This window comes from Pseudomonas sp. UBA6315, assembly GCF_002438125.1.
Lineage (GTDB): Bacteria > Pseudomonadota > Gammaproteobacteria > Pseudomonadales > Pseudomonadaceae > Aquipseudomonas > Aquipseudomonas faucium.
In genome coordinates this window covers 52902-73606 of record NZ_DJTF01000183.1, presented here as the reverse complement: position 1 = coordinate 73606, position 20705 = coordinate 52902, and the positions used below count along the sequence as shown (strand labels likewise).

At 66.8% G+C, this 20705-nt stretch carries 8 protein-coding genes; all 8 read left to right on the top strand.

The window, feature by feature from the left end:
* Nucleotides 1–102 precede the first annotated feature (102 nt).
* The 8 genes from B3E94_RS22025 (at nucleotide 103) to B3E94_RS21990 (ending at nucleotide 20571) form a co-directional block, all read left to right on the top strand.
* A complete protein-coding gene (locus tag B3E94_RS22025) occupies nucleotides 103–864 on the top strand; it encodes an efflux RND transporter periplasmic adaptor subunit (protein ID WP_286915195.1) in 762 nt (253 codons plus the stop codon).
* Nucleotides 851–2197: an efflux RND transporter periplasmic adaptor subunit gene (locus B3E94_RS22020; RefSeq protein WP_286915194.1), complete on the top strand. Its 1347-nt coding sequence runs from the start codon at nucleotides 851–853 to the stop codon at nucleotides 2195–2197. The genes B3E94_RS22025 and B3E94_RS22020 overlap by 14 nt, the downstream gene beginning before the upstream one ends.
* Entirely contained in the window at nucleotides 2197–4287 is a 2091-nt protein-coding gene (locus B3E94_RS22015; RefSeq protein ID WP_286915193.1) for an HlyD family efflux transporter periplasmic adaptor subunit, read from the top strand. The genes B3E94_RS22020 and B3E94_RS22015 overlap by 1 nt, the downstream gene beginning before the upstream one ends.
* Before the next feature lie 97 nt (nucleotides 4288–4384).
* Nucleotides 4385–14920: a VCBS domain-containing protein gene (locus B3E94_RS22010; protein WP_286915192.1), complete on the top strand. Its 10536-nt coding sequence runs from the start codon at nucleotides 4385–4387 to the stop codon at nucleotides 14918–14920.
* 37 nt (nucleotides 14921–14957) lie between these two features.
* Nucleotides 14958–16466 (top strand): TolC family protein, encoded by a 1509-nt coding sequence (locus B3E94_RS22005; protein ID WP_236237987.1) that lies wholly within the window; start codon nucleotides 14958–14960, stop codon nucleotides 16464–16466.
* Between the two features lie 268 nt (nucleotides 16467–16734).
* Nucleotides 16735–18627, top strand: a complete 1893-nt coding sequence (mrdA, locus tag B3E94_RS22000; protein WP_176517545.1) for a penicillin-binding protein 2 — start codon at nucleotides 16735–16737, stop codon at nucleotides 18625–18627.
* Nucleotides 18628–19010: 383 nt separating this feature from the next.
* Nucleotides 19011–19925, top strand: coding sequence for a transcriptional regulator FeaR (gene feaR, locus B3E94_RS21995; protein ID WP_286915191.1), 915 nt, complete (start codon nucleotides 19011–19013; stop codon nucleotides 19923–19925).
* A gap of 247 nt (nucleotides 19926–20172) precedes the next feature.
* A complete protein-coding gene (locus tag B3E94_RS21990) occupies nucleotides 20173–20571 on the top strand; it encodes a c-type cytochrome (RefSeq protein WP_286915190.1) in 399 nt (132 codons plus the stop codon).
* Nucleotides 20572–20705: the final 134 nt, after the last annotated feature.

Here is a 20705-nt window from a genome sequence, read left to right as displayed (position 1 = left end):
CCTCTATCGCGCGCGATTGGGCAAAATCCAGATTCCTTTCTAGTATGAGAATTCGAACTGTTTACGCAGCGCTTCAATCAAGTTCTCAGAAAGGAGTCGAGGATGCCGTTGCCCGTCGTTGAACACCGTTATCTGCCACTGTTGCTGGCCCTGGCCAGCTTTGCCGTACACGCCGAAGGCGAAACCACGGGCGAGGACCCGCAGCTGATCCGCGTACTGCTTGCCGCTGAGCTGGAGACCACCCTGTCCAGCCAGATGAGCGGCACCCTGGGCGAACTCAAGGCCAGCTTTGGCGAACACGTGGCCAAGGGCGCCAGCCTGGCCCGCTTCAACTGCAACGAGGCCCAGGCACGGGGCAAGGTCGCGGTGGCCGAACTGGCCATGGCGCGGCAGAACCTGGACGCCAAGAAGCAGCTGCGCAAGCTCGATGCCGTGGGCGACATCGAAGTGGCCGCGGCCAATACCGAAGTGCAGAAGGCCGACGGCGCGCGCGCCATGGGCGAGGCGCAGATGAGCTACTGCCAGGTGCTGGCGCCGTTCTCCGGGCATGTCGCCAAGGTCTACGTCAAGCCGTTCCAGACGGTCAGCGCCGGTACGCCGCTGTTCGACCTGGTCAGCGATGGCGCCTTGAAGGTGCGCCTCAATGTGCCATCGAGCCAGCTCAAGGAACTGCGCCCTGGCCAGCCGCTGGAGGTGAGCGTGCACGAAACCGGCAAGACCTACCCGGCCAAGGTCAGCGTGATCAACGCCCGGGTCGATGCCGTGGCGCAAACCGTGGAGCTCGAAGCGCGCTTCGATCAGCGTTTCCCTGAACTGATGGCCGGCATGAGCGGCACTGCGCGGTTCGACCATGACCGTGAATAGGCCGCTCCCTCACCCGCAACTGCTGTTGCAGCTGGACCACCTGCGCGACAAGGCCATGGCCGCCGAAACCCTGAATGCCCTGGCGTTCAGCATGGCCAACGACCTCTACCCGCTGCTGCCCTTCCACCAGGCGCTGGTGTTCGAGCAAGGCAAGGCCGGCCTCGACCTGCTGTGCGTCTCGGGCCTGGCGCGGCCCACCGAGGACTCGCCCTACCTGGTCTGGCTCAAGCGCGCCAGCCGCTGGCTGGCCGAACGCCTGGCCACTGCCCAGCCCACCTGGCTGACTTTGGACAATGCCGCACCGCCCGACGATATCGCCCAGGGCTGGAGCGAATGGTGGCCCAGCGGCCTGTGGTGCATCCCGCTGCACGGGCCGGCCGGCGAACGCCTTGGCGTGCTGGTGCTGCTGCTCGAAGAAGCGCCGCCCGAGGTGTTGTACACGCAGCTCGAAGGCCTGACCCGTACCTGGGCCTACTGCTGGCGCACGCTGACCCGGCGCCGCCACCTGCGCCGCTGGCGCCCCAGCCGGCGCCAGGTGCTGGTGACACTGCTGGTGGCCGCCGGGCTGCTGCTGGTGCCGGTGCGCCAGACGGCGCTGGCGCCGGCGCAGATCGTCTCGCGCCAGGCGCAGATCGTCAGCTCGCCGATCGACGGGGTGATTGCCCAGGTGCTGGTGCGCCCCAACCAGCCGGTGGAAGCCGGCACGCCGCTGTTCACCCTCGATGAAACCACCCTGCGCAGCCGCGCCGAAGTGCTCGGCAAGGAAGTGGCGGTGGCCGATGCCGAGCTGCTGGCCGCCAGCCAGCGGGCGTTCGACAACCCGCAAAGCAAGAACGAACTGACCCTGCTGCAGGGCCGAGCCCAGCAGCGCCGGGCCGAGCTGGCCGCCGTGCAGGCGCAGCTGCGGCGCACCCAGGTGGTGGCGCCAAGGGCCGGCGTTGCGGTGTTCAGCGACCCCAACGACTGGATCGGCAAGCCGGTGTCGACCGGCGAGCGCATCCTGCATGTGGCCGACCCCTCGCAACCGGCGATGCAGATCCAGCTGGCCGTGGCCGATGCCATCGCCCTGGAGCCGGGCGCCGAGGTCACGCTGTTTCTCACCGCCTACCCGCTCAGCCCGCTCAAGGGCAAGATCCTCGAGACCAGCTACCAGGCCAAGCCCAGCGACGACGGCGTGGTCGCCTACCGCCTGCTGGCCAGCATCGACGAGCACTCCGAGCATGCCCGCCTGGGCCTGCACGGCACCGCCAAGCTCTACGGCGGCCGGGTGATGCTCGGCTATTACCTGCTGCGTCGCCCGCTGGCCACCGTGCGTGCCTGGAGTGGCTGGTGATGCTCGAGCTCAGCGACCTGCCCCTGCCGCCACTGCGCGAGGACCTGCGCCTGTGCGAAGCCGCCGACAACCGTGAGGGAGAGCCGGCGTGGATGATCCACGACACGGTGGTCAACCGCTTCTACCGGATCGGCTGGCTGGAGTTCGAATGCCTGCTGCGCTGGGGCCAGACGCCGCGCCAGGTCAGCGAACAGGTTTCACGCGACAGCGCGCTGAACCCGGACGTCGAGCAGGTGCTGGCGCTGCGGGCGTTCCTCGAACAGCACAACCTGCTGCGCCCCGGCCACGAGCAACTGGCCAGGCTGCAGGCGGCCAGCGAGTCGCGCACCTGGTCGAGCTGGCGCTGGTGGCTGCACCACTACCTGTTCTTTCGCATCCCGCTGCTGCGCCCGCAAGCCGGGCTGCAGCACCTGGCCAAGGCCCTGGGCTGGCTGTTCCACCCGCTGACCGCGGTGCTGGTGGTGGCCCTGACCCTGGTCGGGCTGGTGCTGGTGATGCAGCAATGGGACAGCTTCACCCATGCAGTGGTGGAGTCGTTTTCCACCGAGGGCCTGTTCAGCTTTGCCCTGGCGCTGGTCGTGGCCAAGACCTTGCACGAGCTGGGCCATGCGCTGGTGGCCACGCGCCTGGGCCTGCGCGTCGGGCACATGGGCGTGGCGTTCCTGGTGCTGTGGCCGATGCTGTACACCGACACCGGCGAAAGCTGGAAGCTCAAGCGCTCCCGCCAGCGCCTGGCGATCGCCTCGGCCGGCATCGTCACCGAGCTGTCGCTGGCGGGCCTGGCCACCCTGGGCTGGGCCTTGTGCGACGACGGCGCCCTGCGCAATGCCTTGCTGTACCTGGCGACCACCAGCTGGGTGCTGTCACTGGCACTCAACGCCAGCCCGTTCATGCGCTTTGACGGCTACTTCATCCTCAGCGACCTGCTCGACTTCCCCAACCTGCACGAGCGCGCCTCGGCCATGGCGCGGGTGGCCCTGCGGCGCAACCTGCTGGGGCTGAACGAGGCCTGGCCCGAGCCGTTTCCCGTCGGCCAGCGGCGGCTGCTGGTGGCGTTCGCCTTTGCCACCTGGCTCTACCGCCTGGTGCTGTTCCTGGGCATCGCGGTGGCGGTGTACCTGTTCTTCTTCAAATTGCTGGGGATCGTACTGTTCATGGTCGAATTGGCGTGGTTCATCGCCCTGCCGGTAAAGCGCGAGCTCAACCACTGGTGGCAGCAGCGCGCGTTCATTCCCGGGCAGCGCAAGCGGCTGTTCTACCTGGCCCTGGGGCTGCTGGTGCTGGCCCTGGCGGTGCCTTGGCACAACCAGGTGGATGCGGTGGGCGTGGCCCGTGCCGAACACCAGTTGCGCGTGTACACGCCCTACCCGGCACGCCTCAAGAGCCTGCTGCCGGCCGGCCAGGTCAAGGCCGGCGAGGTGCTGGCGGTGCTCGACGAGCCGGACCTCGACTCGCGCATGCGCAGCAGCGAGGCCACGGCGCGCAGCTACCAGGCGCGGCTGTCGGGGCTGCTGGCCGACCCTGCCGGGTTGGCCGAGGATGCCGCCACCCAGCAGCGCCTGAGCGTGCAGAACGAAGAAGCCCGCTCGGCGCGCCGGGAAATCGCCCGGCTCAACCTGCAGGCACCGTTCGCCGGCGCCTGGCTGGACGTGGACCGCGACCTGCAGCCCGGCCAGTGGCTCAACCGCCAGGAGCCGCTGGGCATCCTCATCGACCCCCGCCACTGGCAGGTCGATGCCTATGTCGCGCAAGACCAGGTGCACCACCTGGCCGTGGGCAACCCGGTCAAGTTCTACCCCGAAGGCCAGGCCACCGAGCTGCACGGCAAGGTGCTGGCCATCGGCAGCACCCGCGCCGGGCAACTGGCCCACCGCATGCTGTCTTCGCACTTTGGCGGGCCAGTGGCCACCAGCGGCCAGTCCCTGACCCCCAATGCCGCGTTGTTCCAGGTGCTGATCGCCCTGGACGAGCCCCTGGCCAGCGTGCGCGAAACCCGCGGCAAGCTGCAGATCGAAGGGGAAAGGCGCAGCGTGCTGGGCGAATTGGGCAAGTGGCTGTTGGGCGTCGGGCTGCGTGAAAGCGGGTTCTGACAGCGCCTCTGGGCGGCTCCCGCTGCACTTTCAGAAAACCCGACTAGCATTGCTTAAGCTCCCGAATTTGCAGTCGAAACTTTGAGCAGGTAAGGACATGGACATCAAAAGCAGAGCCGGCTTCGCCACTGCCTTGCGCCCGCGGTCGCAAACGGTCGCCCTTGAGCAGCGTATCCTGTTCGACGGGGCCGCTGCGGCGGCAGTCGATCAGCAGCACCACAGCGACCCCAGCACTGCAGAGGCCAAGGACAGCAGCCACCCCGCCCCCACCGCCAGCGAGGCGCAAACCACGGCGGCGCCGCCCGCTCAACGCAACCTGGTGGTCATCGACGCACGCCTGGAAAACCGCGACCAGCTGGCCGCCAACCTGCCGGTGGGCACCACCGCGCTGGTGGTCGACCCCGGCCAGGACGCGGTCGCGGCCATCAGCAATGCCTTGGCGCAACTGGGCAAGGTCGACTCCATCCAGGTGTTCTCCCACGGCGCCTCCGGCCAGTTCACCCTGGGCAACCAGGTGTTCACCCGCCAGACCGTCGAACAAATGGGCGAGCGCCTGAGCGCCTGGCGCGACGAACTCAATGCCGGCGCCGATATCCAGCTCTACGGCTGCGACGTGGGCACCGGCAGCGCCGGGCAAGCGCTGGTCAACGAGCTGGCACGCTGGACCGGCGCCGACGTGGGCGCCTCGAACAACGCCACCGGCAGCCAGCTGGCCGGCGGCGACTGGCGCCTTGAGGTGCGCAATGGCGATGTGGACAAGACCATCGCCCTGGCCGCCGCCACCCTCGACAACTTCCAGGGCCTGCTGGCCGACGCCAGCCCCACCGCCAGCCTGAGCAGCGGCGGCGCCGACGTGCAGCTGGGCACCCAGTTCAACTTCACCGTGAGCTTCAGCAACCCGTCCAGCCAGGAAGGCTACGCGCCGTTCATCGATGTGTTCATGCCGGCCACCGGCCGCGATGGCGACGACGGCGCCAGCTTCGTCTCCGCCACCTACCTGGGGCGGGCGGTGAACAGCTTCGTCATCACCTTCGACGCCAACGGCAATGCCACCCACCCGCTGGCCAAGGATGCCAGCGGCAACGCCCTGGTGATCAACGCCGCCAGCGTCGGCATGAAGCCCGGCGACCAGATGGTGGTGCTGCAACTGCCTTACGCCAGCGTCACCAACGGCCAGCCCAGCATCGACATCGTGATCACCGGGCAGCTGAGCAACCTGGCCGACACCACCTACTCCGACGGCGCGCCCAACCTCACCATCAATACCCGCGCAGGTTTCGAGTACGGCAACGATTCGGTGAACAACCCGGTCCAGGACCCGAGCCTGGTGGAAAGCGCGCTGCACAGTTTCGTGATCACGCCGAAGCTGTTGCAGGTCACGCAAACGGTCAACATGCCCGAAGGCGAAACGGTCACCGGCCCCAACTTCACCCGCACCCAGACCGTCACCGTGACCCCGGCGCCCGGCCAGACCCTGACCAACGTCACCGTCACCCAGACCGTGCCCGACCAGGTGCACGTCAGCTCCATCACCCCAGGCCCCGGCGGCACGCTGGCCTCGATCACCCTGCACGACGGCACGGTGCTCACCGACCCCACCGCCATCGCGGCGGCCCTAGCCAACCCCAATGCCTTCGTGGCCAGCTACGACATCCACTACGACACCCTGACCGGCGCCAGCGAAACCCAGGTCAACTTCTATGTGCCGGAGATCGACGCCAACGGCCGCCCGGTGATCGACCCGACCACCGGCAACCCGGTGACCATCAACTTCGGCAACGCCAGCGTCAACGGCGACTGGAACCCGCTCGACCCACGCGACCGCCCCACCGACCCGGACGGCTACCCGTTCAATGAAACCGGCAATGGCCAGGGCATCACCTTCGTTGCCAAGTCGATCACCCTGCTCAAGCAGGTCAACCTGCAGAACGACGTCGGCACGCCGGGGCTCACGCCTGGCGACACCCTGCGCTACACCATGGATGTGGCCATCTCCGACTTCTTCGCCTTCGGCGAGAACATCCTCGAAGAGGGCCAGTTCAGCGTCACCGACCTGCTCAGCGATGGCCAGACCTTCGACCCGAGCAACCCGCCCACCCTGATCATCCAGCAGCATGGCGGCTCCCAGGCCATTGCCCTGGTCTATACCCAGACGGTGAACGCCGACGGCAGCACCACGCTGGTGTTCGACATCGCCGAGTCGATCCGCCGGGCCGTTGCAGGCCCGGGTATCGCGGCGCTGTTCGGCGACCTCTACGACGATGACATACAGGAAGGCGCCACGCGCCTGAGCATCGTCTACGACGCGCTGATCGACACCACCTACACCACCGACCACCCGCCCCACGACCAGCTCAACGAAGGCGACAGCATCAGCAACAACGCCACGGTCAGTGCCACGGTGCTGCGCGACATTCTCAACATCGGCGGCGTGCAGAGCGATGGCTCCAGTACCACCAGCACCATCGACACCTCCACCGTCGACATCGAGCTGACCCAGGTCAACGGCGGCAACCCACCGAGCAACGGCGAACTGCGCCCGGGCGATGTGGTGACCTTCACCATCAGCTACGACCTGCTGGTGGCCGATTACGAAAACTTCAAGCTCACCGCCTACCTGCCACTGCCTCTGCTCGACGCCAACGGCATCACCTGGAGCTTCGGCACCGGCGTCGGCCAGTGGAGCTTCGGCAGCGGCAACAACATCCTCGATGTGCCCGACAGCGTCACCACAGGCCCGGGCAACTCGATCATCTTCGACTTCGGCAACTTCGCCTCCGGCGGCCTCAACGGCGGCACCGTGCAGGTGCGCTTCACCATGGTGGTCGGCGACCAGCCGTTCGCCGACCAGCGTGAACTCGACGTGCTGGCGCAGTCGAGCCAGACCACCACGGTCGACAAGACCGTGCTGACGTCTTCCGATGTGGCAGTGATCGAGTCGGTGGCCGAACCTGTGCTGGACATCAAGCATGGCGTGGTGTCCAGCAGCAATGGCACGGTCACCGGCACCACCGGCAGCTGGACCGCCCCCGGCACCAGCGGCGTGCCGTTCGGCGGCAGCGTCACCAGCCTGGCCGCGGTGGACGGCAACGTCAGCGGCATCGACGGTGCCGATACCCTGCGCCTGGCCACTGCGCTGAAGAACAGCGGCGGTGGCGGTGCCTTCGACGTGAGCACCAGCATCACCCTGCCGGCCGGCATTTCGTTCGTCGGCGGTAGCCTCGGTGCGGCCAACCTGCAGATCTACCGGGGCGACGGCACCTTGCTGGTGGCCGGCACCGACTACAGCGTCAGCGGCAACACCATCACCTTCCTCGACGCCAACGGCCAGGCCACCTTGCTGGCCGGGCGCAGCGGCACCGCCAGCGACCTGTCCGGCGCCAACGTGGTGGTGATCACCTACGACGTCAGGGTCAACGACGCGATCCTCGCCTCCAGCACCCTGCAGAGCACCGCGGCACTGACCTACTACGCCAGCGTCGACGGCGGCCAGGACTTCACCCCCACCGACCTGGTGGAGGTGGCCAACCAGCAAGTGGCCGCGCCGACCATCAGCAAGACCTACAAGGACGGCAGCCTCAGTGACGACGACTCCAGCGCCAGCCACACCACCGGCAGCAACCTGGTGATCGGCGAAAGCATCACCTACGACATCGTCGTCACCCTGCCCGAAGGCACCACCGGCAACCTGCGCATCAATGACCTGATCCCCCCGGGCCTGCGCCTGGACCCACGCTTCAACGGCAACCTGGGCTACCAGATCATCACCAGCGCTGCCGGCAGCGGCGCGCTGGGGGCGGATTTCAATGGCGTGCTCACCGTCAACCCGGTGAACCTGGACGGCAGCGACGGCGCCGACCTGATGCTGGTGTTCGGCAGTGCCGGCGCCACCGCCGACAACATCGTCGGCAACAACAGCTTCGTCATCCGCCTGGTGCTGGTGGCCAGCAACGTCAGCGGCAACCAGCAGGGCACCACGCTGAACAATGGCGCGCAGCTGGTCTACAGCGACCCCGACGGCGATACCCCCAACGGCGCAGTGGCCGTGGACCGCAGCCTCGACAGCGCGCAGCAGCCCGGTGTGACCATCGTCGAGCCGACGCTCACGGTGACCCAGCAGATCACCTCGACCCCCTCCTTCGGCGGCTTCGACCAAGGCGATGAGGTGATCTTCACCATCACGGTGGCCAACAACTCCGGCACCGATGCCTTCGACATCAGCCTGCTGGACAACCTGCCGACCCAGATCGACAACCTGGTCATCAACGGCACCATCCAATACTTAGGTGGCGCCACCAACAACGGCAGCATCGACTTCATCATCAGTGGCGGCCAGCTGGTGACCGCCAACGGCGCCAACATCGACATCGCCAACGGCGGCAGCATCGTCATCACCCTCAAGGGCACGGTCAATGCTTCGGCGGCCGGCATGGCGGTGATCCCCAACAACGTGCAGGTCAACTGGAGCAGCCTGAACGGCATCGACAGCAGCACCGACACCGCCAACGGCGAGCGCAACGGCAACGACGGCCTGCTCAACTCGGGCGTGCTCAACGACTACTCGGTGATCAGTGCCTTGCTGATCCCGGTCACCAATGGCATCCAGGTGTCGCGCGTCGGTGGCGTGAGCGATACGCCGCCGGCCACCAACAGCAGTGGTGCCACCGACACCAGCGGCCTGCAGGAGAACGTCGCGGTCGGCGAAATCATCCGCTACCGGGTGGCGGTGCTGGTGCCGACCGGCGACAACCCCAACTACCAGATCCGCATCGAACTGGCGGCGGGCCTTGAGTTCATCCCCGAGGAATTCAACCGGATCCTCATCGCGATGGTGTCCAACGGTGGCCTTACCACCGATGCCGGTGACCTGGTCATCGCAGGTTCGTCGCTGTACATGACCGGCAACCAGAACAGCGATGTGTCCCTGCCGATCCACCCCGACCTGGGCGGCACGGCACCGAGCGGCATCTTCGACACCACCAACAACCGGCTGCAGATCACCACCAACGGCGACGGCAGCCAGACGATCACCTTCAGCCTCGGCAACCTGACCAACACCGAGATCAACGACAACGATATCGAAGGGGTCATCCTCGAGTTCAACGTGCGCGTCAGCAACGTGGCCGGCAACCAGGCCGACACACGCCTGGGCATGACCGTCTTCGAACACGTGGGCGACAACGGCGGCGTCGACCGCGGCCGCAGCGACACCATTTTCGAGCGCGTGGTGGAGCCAAGCTTCACCAACATGGACAAGTCGGTCATCAACGTGACGCCCGGCAGCAGCACCACCGAGGCCACGGTGTCGGTGAGCTTCACCCAGAACGGCGGCGTGCCCGCCTACGAGACCCACCTGGTCGACAAGTTCCCCAATGGCAGCAACTACCAGGTGCAAAGCATCCTGCTCAACGGCACGGCGCTGAACCTGGCCAACCTGCCCGCGGGCATCAGCTTCAGCGATGGCACCGGCATCACCGTCGACTTCGCCCGGCTGGCGCCCAACGACACGGTGCAGGTGATCTACACCGTCACCCTGCCCAACACCGCCAACATCGCCGATGACGCCGCCAGTTCCGCCGTGCTGACCTGGACCAGCCTGCCCAGCGACTTCGAAAGCAACGGCTGGGGTGGCTCGCTGCCTTCCACCCCAGGCGGCGCAACCGGCGAGCGCACCGGCCAGGACGGCGCCAACGGCCTGAACAACTACATCTTGAGCGACGGCGCCGGCATGGGCGTGATCCGCGGCACGCTGTGGGACGACACCCGCAGCGCCACGGACAACGTCACCCCGGACGGCCCGGGCCTGGACGGGGTCGGCGTGACCCTGACCTGGGCCGGCGACGACGGCCTGTTCGGCACCGCCGACGACAAGGTCTTCAGCACCACCACCGCCAACGGCGGGGTGTACCAGTTCGCCCTGCTGCCTTCGGGCAACTACCTGATCGCCGTGGACCAGACCCACCAGGTCACGCCCGGCAACAACTTCCGCGTGCGCATCGATAGCGACACCGCTGCGGCAGCCGCAGGCCTTGGCAGCATCAACCTGGCCCTGGGCGAAGGCAGCACCGGCACCGCGGACGCCGGCTACGTGCATATCAACGAGGCGCCGGTGAACACCGTTTCCGACCAGCACGGCCAGGAAGACACGGTGCTGCACATCGGTGGCCTGGCGATCAGCGACGTGGACGTGAACGCCGGTAACGCCGATGGCGTCATGACCATCACCCTGAGCGTGGTGCACGGCGTGCTCTGGCAGACCGCCACCCCGCCCGCCGCCAACGCCACGCCACCGGCCGGCGCCGGCCGCACCCTGGTGCTGACCGGTACCCTGGCCGAGCTGAACGCGTTGCTCAGCCAGCTCTATTACAAGGGCGACCAGGACTTCAACACCTTCCGCAACAGCGAAACCCTGACCATGGTCACCAATGACCAGGGCAACTACGGCGATGCGCCGGTCGGCGGCGACGGCATCCCCGGGCAGAACCCGGCCGACGCACTGACCGACACCGACGTGATGAACATCATCATCGACCCCGTCAACGATGCCCCGGTGGCGCACAACGACATCGCCATCGCCGTCGAGGCCGGTGGCTTCAACAACGCCGACCCAGGGGTGAACCCGACCGGCAACGTGCTGGCCAACGACACCGACGTCGATATCCAGACCAACAACGACGTGCTCACCGTCACCCGCATCGCCAGCAACGTCAACCCGGCCGGCGTGCCGGTGACGGGCAACCTGGTCACGGTGATCCAAGGGTTCTATGGCACCCTGGTGATCAGGCCCAACGGCGCCTTCCAGTACATCGTCGACAACAGCAACCCGCAGGTGCAGGCGCTGCGCACCGCCGGCGACTTCATCAGCGACTTCTTCGGCTACGACATCGTCGACACCGGCGGCCTGACCAGCAGCGCGGTCCTGCAGATCAACATCCACGGCGCCAACGACACCCCGATCGCCAACGGCGACACGGCCACCGCCATCGAGGCCGGCGGCACCAACAATGGCACGGCGGGGCAAGATGCGATCGGCAACGTGCTGGACAACGACACCGACGTCGACTCCATAGCCCTGGGCGAGACCAAGCACGTCAATACCGTGCGCTACGATGGCCCCGGGGGCGGCCGGATCATTCCGGTTGACGGTAGCCAGCCGACCACCTTGCTGGCCAACTTCGGCACCCTGACCATCAGCGCCGACGGCAGCTACCGCTATGTGGTCGACAACAACAACGCCGCCGTGCAGGCGCTGTCGCCCGGCGATACGCTGGTCGAGCAGTTCACCTACCAGATGATCGATGCCGGCGGGCTGAAATCCTTGACCGTGCTGGTGATCACCATCGAGGGCGCCAACGACGCACCGGTGGCGGTGGACGACCACGGCACCGCCAGCGCCGGGGCCAGTGACGGCAGCCCGGCAGCGGTGGATGCCAGCGGCAACGTGATCACCGGCAACGGCGGCGTCGGCGCCGATACCGACGTCGACCGCCTCGACCAGCCAAACGCCACCCAGCTCAAGGTGGACGGCGTGCGCAGCGGCCTGGAAAGCGCCGGCGGCGCGCTCACCTCGGTGGCCAGCGGCGCCCCCGCATCCATCCCCGGCACCGTGGCCCGCCTGGCCGACAACAGCCTGATCAGCGGCAACTTCGGCCAGCTCACCCTCAACGAAGACGGCACCTACACCTTCGTGGTCAACAGCGCCGACCCGGCCATTCGTGCATTGGCGGCCGGGCAGAGCCTGGACGTGATCTTCACCTACCAGATCCACGACAGCGGTGGGCTCACCGACCAGGCGCAGCTGGTGATCACCGTGACCGGGGTCAACGACCCACCCGTGGTCAACCCGGTCACCGTCGACGCCATCGAGGCCGGCGGGCTGAACAACGCCACCCCTGGCCTCGACCCCAGCGGCAGCATCCGCGCGGCATACACCGACCCGGACGGCGATACCCTGACCATCAGCGGCGTGCTCAGCCCCACCGGCGCCATCGCCGCCCCCGGCCAGAGCCTGGCCGGCAACTATGGCAGCCTGGTGCTCGATGCCCAGGGCAACTACCGCTATGTGGTCGACAACAGCAACAGCGCGGTGCAGGCCCTGCGCACCGACGCCGACCGCCTCACCGAGGTGTTCCAGTACAGCGTCAGCGATGGCAACGGCAAGGTCGTCACCGCCACCTTCACCGTGGTCATCCACGGCCGCAACGACACCCCCATCGCCGCCGATGACAACGCCATCGCCATCGAGGCCGGCGGCGTCAACAACGGCACGCCCGGCCAGGCCGGCAGCGGCAACGCGCTGGGCAACGACAGCGACGTGGATGCCGGCGACGGCAAGTTCGTCGATGGCATCTACCTGGGCACCCTGGCCGCAGGTGGCACCTTCGTCCAGGTCAATGCCGGCGCCACCGTGGTGGCTGGCACCTACGGCACCCTGAGCATCGATGCCAACGGCAACTACGTGTACACCGTCAACGACAGCCTGGCCGCGGTGCAGGCGCTCAAGGCCGGCGAGCAGCTGCGCGAAACCTTCACCTACCGCATGCACGACATCGCCGGAGCCAGCGCCCAGGCGCAGATCAACATCACCATCGAAGGTCGCTACGACACGCCGGTGGCGCATGACGATTTCGCCTATGCCGTGGCCGAGGACGACGATGGCAATGGCGGGCGCAACCCCACCGGCAACGTGCTGAACAACGACACCGACGTGGATGCCAACGACACCAAGGTGGTCACCGCCGTGGGCCTGGGCGCCGAAAGCAGCAACCCGACCCTCGACCCGCTCACCGGCAGCGCCACGCTCACCACCAACTACGGCACCCTGACCCTCAACGCCGACGGCAGCTACCGCTTCGTGGTCAACTCCTTCGACCCCGACATCATTGCCCTGGGCCCGCTGGGCTTCGTCATCCAGAACTACACCTACCAGGTCACCGACGCGGGCGGCCTGAGCGACACCGCCACCCTGACCATCTTCATCCGCGGCGAGAACCAGCCGCCAGTCGCCGGCCCCGACCAGGGCCTGGCGGTCGAGGCCGGTGGCGTCGACAACAACATCCCGGGCAGCAACCCCAGCGGCAACGTGATGGACAACGACAGCGACCCGGACACGGTCAACATCCTGTTCCCGGAAACCCTGGAAGTGCTGGCGTTCTGGAGCGGCGACGGCCCCCTGCCGGGCAATGCCAGCCTGGTCGGGCAAACCCTGCGCGGCCAGTACGGCGACCTCACGCTCAACGCCGACGGCACCTGGAGCTACGTGCTCGACAACAGCCTGCAGGCGGTGCAGGCCCTGCGCATCAGCGGCCAGACCCTGGTCGACAACTTCACCTACCTGGTCAGCGACATCTGGGGCGGCACCGCCAACGGCTCGCTGACCATCACCATCGACGGGCGCAACGACTACCCGCAAGCCCATGACGACACCGCCCAGGCGGTGGAAGCCGGCGGCGTGAACAACGGCACGCCCGGCGTCGACCCACGCGGCAACGTGCTCGACAACGACACCGACATCGACGGCGTGCAGTACGGCGAAACCAAGACCGTGGTGCAGTACACCGGCGAGAACGGCCGCACCGCCAGCGCCGGCGAAGTGCTCCAGGGCCTGTACGGCACGCTGCTGATCAATGCCGACGGCAGCTACCAGTACATCGTCGACAACGCCAACCCCACCGTGCAGGCGTTGCGCAGCGCCGGCGAGTCGCTGCGCGAGGTGTTCACCTACCGCATGCGCGACACCGCCGGCATCACCTCGGATGCACGCCTGACCGTGACCATCCAGGGCGCCGACGACAACCCGGTGGCCCGCGACGATGCCAGCTTTGCCAGCGACCAGGTGCCGGCGCCGCACACCAGCGGTAACGTGCTGGTCAATGACAGCGACGAGGACGGCGGCGACGCGATCACCGTCACCGGCATCCGCACCGGCCAGGAGAACGGCAGCGGCAGCGCCGGGGTGGTCGGCCAGCCGATCCTCGGCAAGTACGGCACCCTGGTGCTCAATGCCGACGGCAGCTACACCTACACCATCGACCTGAGCAACCGCGACGTGCTGGCGGCGGCGGGCCTTGGCCAGGTGCTCAAGGATTACTTCACCTACACCATCAGCGACCTTGCCGGGGCCACCGACCAGGCGCAGCTGACCATCACCCTGGACATTGCCACCCCGTACATCCCACCAGGGCCGCACCTGGACCGCGACGGCCTGGGCGGCACCGCGGCGCTGCCCCTGCCGGACGTGTCGCCGGCGATCTTCGTCGCCCCGGTGGTGGAGCGCGTCAACCAGACCCTGACCCTGTCGGCCTGGAGCGCGGACGGCAGCAATGTGCAGCTGTTCGCCACCCCCGAGATCGAAAGCCAGTCGATCGGCAGCCAGCTGGGCCAGGTCAATGGCCAGTTCGTCGCGCGCGCAGTGGCCGAAAGCCGGCGCGACAGTGCCGAGGACAAGAACTGGGTCGACGGCCGCCATGGCGTCATCAGCCTGAGCGCTGATGGCCTGCTGCCGGACCCTTCGCTGTGGGCACCCTTCCAGGCCGACATGGTACCGGCCGCCGAGAAGCCCCCACAGCCCGCGCACGGCTTCCGTGCGCAGTTGCGCGACGCCGCCCAACGCCGCGGCAGCAACGCACCATGATGTCGATGCCTATTCACGGATGGACCAAGGACTGCCTATGCCAGTAGCCACATTGAAAAGCCTGAGCACCTTCACTGCTGTGAGCATTCTGCTCAGCGCTTGCTCGGCCTTCGAACCCAAGCCCTACAGCGAAGATGAAATGCGCCAGCGGGTGATCGACGACCAGGCGCGCATGTACAAGGAACAGGAGCCGGTGAGCGGCCCCATCACCTTCTACGAGGCGTCGGCGCGGGCCTTGAAGTACAACCTCGACTACCGCCTGAAGCTGCTGGAAAGCGCGCTGGCCTCGGACCTGCGCGACGTGTCCAGCCACGAGATGCTGCCGCGCCTGGTGGCCTCCGCCGGCTACGCCGGGCGCAACAACGACTCCGGCGGCACCTCGATCGGCATCGAGGACCGCCAGGTCAGCTTGCGCCCTTCCACCTCCGAGGAGCGCTACCGCACGCTGTACAGCCTGGGCCTGTCGTGGAGCCTGCTGGACTTTGGCGTCGCCTACTTCCGCACCCAGCAGAAGAACGACCAGATCCTGATGGCCGAGGAGCGCCGCGAAAAAGTCGCGCAGAACGTTTTGCAGGATGTGCGCAACGCCTACTGGCGCGCCCTGGGCGCCCAGCGCCTGCTGCCGGAAGTGGACGGCCTGCTGATGCGCACCCACCGCGCCCTGACCTCGGCCCGTGAAGCCGAGGGCAAGGGCCTGCTGCCGCGCCAGGACATCCTGGCCTACCAGCGCGCCCTGCTCGACTCGGTGTACATGCTCACCGTGCGCCGCCAGGACCTGGAGTTCGCCCGTGCCGAGCTGGCCGCGCTGATGTCGCTGCCGCCCAATACCCGCATGGTGCTGGCCGACACCAGCGAACCGCCGCTGCCGCTGCTGACCGGCAATGTCGAGCAGCTCGAGCGCCTGTCCCTGGAGCGCCGCCCGGAAATCATGGAAGAGTGGTACCGCAAGCGCGTGAGCATGAACGACCTGAAGATCGCCAAGGCCCAGTTGTGGCCCAACGTGAGCTTCAACTACGGCTACGAGTACGACTCCAACAAGTACCTGTACAACAGCGACTGGAACCAGACCGGCATCAACGTCTCGATGAACCTGCTGCGTCTGCTGCAGTACCCGGACATCACCGCTGCGGAAAAGAGCCAGGAAAAGACCGACGACATGCGCCGTACAGCGCTGTCGATGGCGATCCTGACCCAGGTGCGCGTGGGCCTGCTGCGCTATCAGCTGGCCCGCCAGGAGGTGGAGTTCGCCGACGAAAGCCTGCGCGTCGACCAGAGCCTGCTCAGCTACGCCCAGTCCTCGCGCAATGCTGCGCTGGGCAGCGAACTGGAGCTGATCCGCGCCGAAGGGCGCATGCTGCTCTCGCGCTACCAGCGCGAAGCGGCCTACTCCGATGCCCAGGCAGCCTGGGGCCGGCTGTACAACTCGATCGGCTTTGCAGTGATGCCCAAGGAAATCGGCCAGCATGATGTCAAGACCCTGGCACGGGAGATCCAGCGCACCGTCGAGCAGCAGACCCAGGACAACCTGCTGGCGGCCGGCAAGTGAAACTGAAGGCGCATGAACAAATCTTCATGTACGCCGTGATGCCCTGATGACGGGGTGAAACGCCAGGCAACGCGCACCGTGCGTCGGCCCTTGCCTTGAGGGCCGGCGCCGGTACGCGTAGCATCGCCGCCCCGCATCCTTGTGGGAGCCGGCTTGCCGGCGATTCGAGTGCGTAGCACTCGTCTACATCCATGTTGGCTGGCCTGGCGTACTCGCCGGCAAGCCGGCTCCCACAAGTTTCGCGTGTTCAGCCGACCCACCACCGCCCATGCCCCAGCCGATCCCCCTCAAGGACCACGAAAAGGAAAAGCACCTGGTCAACCGCCGGCTCCTGGCCTGCGCTGCCCTGGTCTTCAGCCTGGTGGCCGTCCTCGTCGGCAGGCTCTATGTGCTGCAAGTGCTGCAACATGACCAGCAGAGCGCGGTATCGGAAAACAACCGCGTGCACGTGCTGCCCATCGCCCCCGAGCGCGGGCTGATCTACGACCGCAACGGCGTGGTGCTGGCCGACAACAAGCCCAGCTTCGACCTGACCATGACCCGCGAGCGCGCCGGCGACTCGGCCAAGGTGCTCGACACCCTGGCGCAGGTGCTGGGCCTTGGCGAGGATGACCGCCTGCAGTTCGACAAGGACCTGCGCCGTGGCCGCAAGCCATTCGAGCCGGTGACCCTGATGGTTGGCCTGACCGAGGAGCAGATCGCCCTGGTGGCGGTGAACCAGTTCCGCCTGCCGGGCCTGGACGTGGAGCCGCAGTTCATCCGCGAATACCCCCTGGCCGAGCATTTCGCCCACTCGGTAGGCTACGTCGGGCGCATCAACGAAAAAGAAGCCAAGACCCTCGACAGCACCGAATACCGGGGCACCCAGTCGATCGGCAAGACCGGCATCGAGCACTTCTACGAAAGCCAGCTGCATGGCCATGTGGGCTACGAGGAAGTCGAGACCAATGCCCAGGGCCGGGTGATGCGCGTGCTCAACCACCAGGACCCGACCCCCGGCAAGGACATCGTGCTCAGCCTCGACGCGCACCTGCAGGTGGCCGCCGAAAAGGCCCTGGGCGAGCGCCGTGGCGCGGTGGTGGTACTGGACCCGGCCAACGGCGACGTGCTGGCGATGGTCAGCAACCCCAGCTTCGACCCCAACCTGTTCGTCAAGGGCATCAGCTTCAAGCAGTACGCCGCCCTGCGCGACTCGATCGACCGCCCGCTGTTCAACCGCGTGCTGCGCGGCCTGTATGCACCGGGCTCGACGGTGAAGCCGGAAGTGGCCATCGCCGGCCTCGACAGCGGCGTCATCACCCCGGGCAGCCGGGTGTTCGACCCGGGCTACTACGAGCTGCCCAACTACGACCACAAGTACCGCAACTGGAACCACAGCGGCGATGGCTGGGTGGACATGTACACCGCCATCATGCGCTCCAACGACACCTACTTCTACGACCTGGCGCACAAGCTGGGCATCGACCGCCTGCACGACTACATGGCCGAATTCGGCCTGGGCCAGAAGGTTTCGCTGGACATGAACGAAGAGGCCGCAGGGCTGATGCCTTCGGCCCAGTGGAAGCGGGCGACGCGCCGCCAGGCCTGGTTCCCCGGCGAAACGCTGATCCTCGGCATCGGCCAGGGCTACATGCAGGTGACCCCGCTGCAGCTGGCCCAGGCCACTAGCCTTCTGGCCAGCAAGGGCATGTGGCACCGCCCGCACCTGGCGATGACCGTGGGCGGCGAAACCCCGGTCGACCCCAACCCGATGCCCGACATCGTGCTGCACGACCGGCATGCCTGGGACCAGGTCAGCCAGGGCATGCAGATGGTCATGCACGACCCGCGCGGCATCGCCCGCGCCGCCGCCGCCGGCGCCCAGTACCGCATCGCCGGCAAGAGCGGCACGGCGCAGGTGGTGGCGATCAAGCAGGGTGAGCGCTACAACCGCAACAAGACCCTCGAACGCCACCGCGACAACGCCCTGTTCGTCGGCTTCGCCCCGGCCGACCACCCCAGCGTGGTGGTGGCGGTGATGATCGAGAACGGCGAAGCCGGCGGCCGGGTGGCGGGGCCGGTGGTGCGCGAGGTGATGGATGCCTACCTGCTCGATGACCAGGGCCATCTGAAGCCCGAATATGCCGGCGGCGCGGCGCCCAAGCCGGTGCCGCACACCTAGGGCTGCTGCGCGCCCATCGCCGGCAAGCCGGCTCCCACACAACCCCACAGCCCCCACAGCCCCCACCAAACCCTGTGGGAGCCGGCTTGCCGGCGATGGGGCCCGCACATTCAACGCAAATGCCCGCTTGCGAAACACCCGCGTTTCAAAATGCTACAACTGCGAGCATCGACCCTCTATTCGCGCCCTCCTCAGCTCCACCCCTCCCTACCCTGAATTTCTTTTAACCTCATATTTTTCAATCAGTTAAATATGAAGGCAAAAACCCAAGTGCCTCCCCAGGCCCGCTTTTTGCTTGAATATTCAAGTGAATAGTAATGCATACCCCCATTCCAAGAGTTCGCCCAAGCGATCCGTTCCACGTCATACCGTGCGAGGCATCCATGACCCCTGCAAGCCGTGTTTCCGACGACCACTTCCAGGCCTGGCTCAGCCAGGTGAATGAAGCCTGCGGCCACTTCAACGGCCGCAAGCTGGACCCAGGCTTCGTCGGCCAGCTGGAAAAATGCCAGGTAGGCCAGATTTCCATGAGCATCGTCGACATGACCCAGGTGAACCTGTTCCGCGGCCAGCGGGAAATCCGCGCCAGTGGCGCCGACAACTACTACGCCGTGCTGCAGCTGGCCGGCACCTCACGCATCGAGCACCAGCAGGCAAGCATCGAACTGCAGGCCGGCGACCTCACCCTGATCGACGCCAGCACCCCGCTGGACATGCACTTTCACCAGCGTTCGCGGCAACTGTCGCTGATCCTGCCGCGTGCCCAGGTGCAAGCCGGCACCCGCGGCATCGGCGTTGCCTGCGCCAAGCGCATCGAGGCGCAGACACCGCTGGCCAGCATGGCCCGGCAAATGATGCTCGAAGCCGGGCGCACCCGGCACATGGCCAACAACGAAAGCCTGGCGGTGCTCGATGCGCTGATCGCCCTGCTGCGCCCGGCCATCAGCCAGGACTCGGTGCCCGGCAGCCACGAGCGCATGTTCCGCAAGGCCCTGGCGCTGATCGACCAGAACATCACCTGCGAAAGCCTGAGCCCCGAGTTCATCGCCCGCGAAGTGGGCATTTCCATGCGCAGCCTGTACCGCATCTTTGCCAAGCACGAGCTGGTGATCGCCCAGTACATCCGCAACCGCCGCCTCGAATTCTGCGCCGAAAGCCTGCGCAACCCGGCCATGGACCAGAAAGTCTCGTCGCTGGGTTATGCCTGGGGGTTTTCCGATTCGAGCTATTTCAGCACCGCGTTCAAGGCACGCTTTGGCATGACGCCGGGGGAATATCGCAAGCGCCACGCCAACTGACCTCCCCGCTTTTCTTGTGGGAGCCGGCTTGCCGGCGATAGGGCCCGCACAGCCTGCTCAAGGCAAGCTTTGAGCAACATCAGCCCGCTTCTTGCCTGCCCTGGCCTCATCGCCGGCAAGCCGGCTCCCACAGGCCATCACTTGGCAACCCTGGCAAACAGCCTGGCAGGCAGAGCAAAACCCGGTGCGCCAAGCTGGCGCACAATCGAGCCATAAACCAACAAGAAACAACCCTGGAACCGTACTGATGTTGACCATCACCCCGCGCAAATTGGCCATCCCCTTCCTGCTCGCCGCCCTGGCCAGCCCCCTGGCCCTGGCAGAAGAATGCGCCGCCCCGCAATCCCGGCAAGGCGAACAGGTGTTCGCCCGCGACTGCGCAGCCTGCCACTCGGCACAGCAGAACGGCCCGGTGATGATGGGCCCCAACCTGCACGACGTGCTCGGCCGCACCCCCGGCACCGCGCCCGGCGCCAACTACTCGCAAGCCATGAAATCGCGCCAGGCCGCCTGGACCGCCCAGGGCATCAGCGCCTTCATCGAGCAGCCACAAGCCGCCGTGCCGGGCACCTACATGCCCTATGCCGGCCTGCACGATGCCGCCGAACGCCAGGCAGTGACCTGCTTCCTCGCCAGCCTCAAGTAACACCTGCGCTGCCCTGCCAAAGGCCCCGAAATGGGGCCTTTGGCGTTTTGGCACGCTGCCAAAGGCAACTGGCAGCCAGGGCAAAAACCGCTGTCGGGGCTTGCTGCATGATCCTGGGAACTTCTGCCAAACCC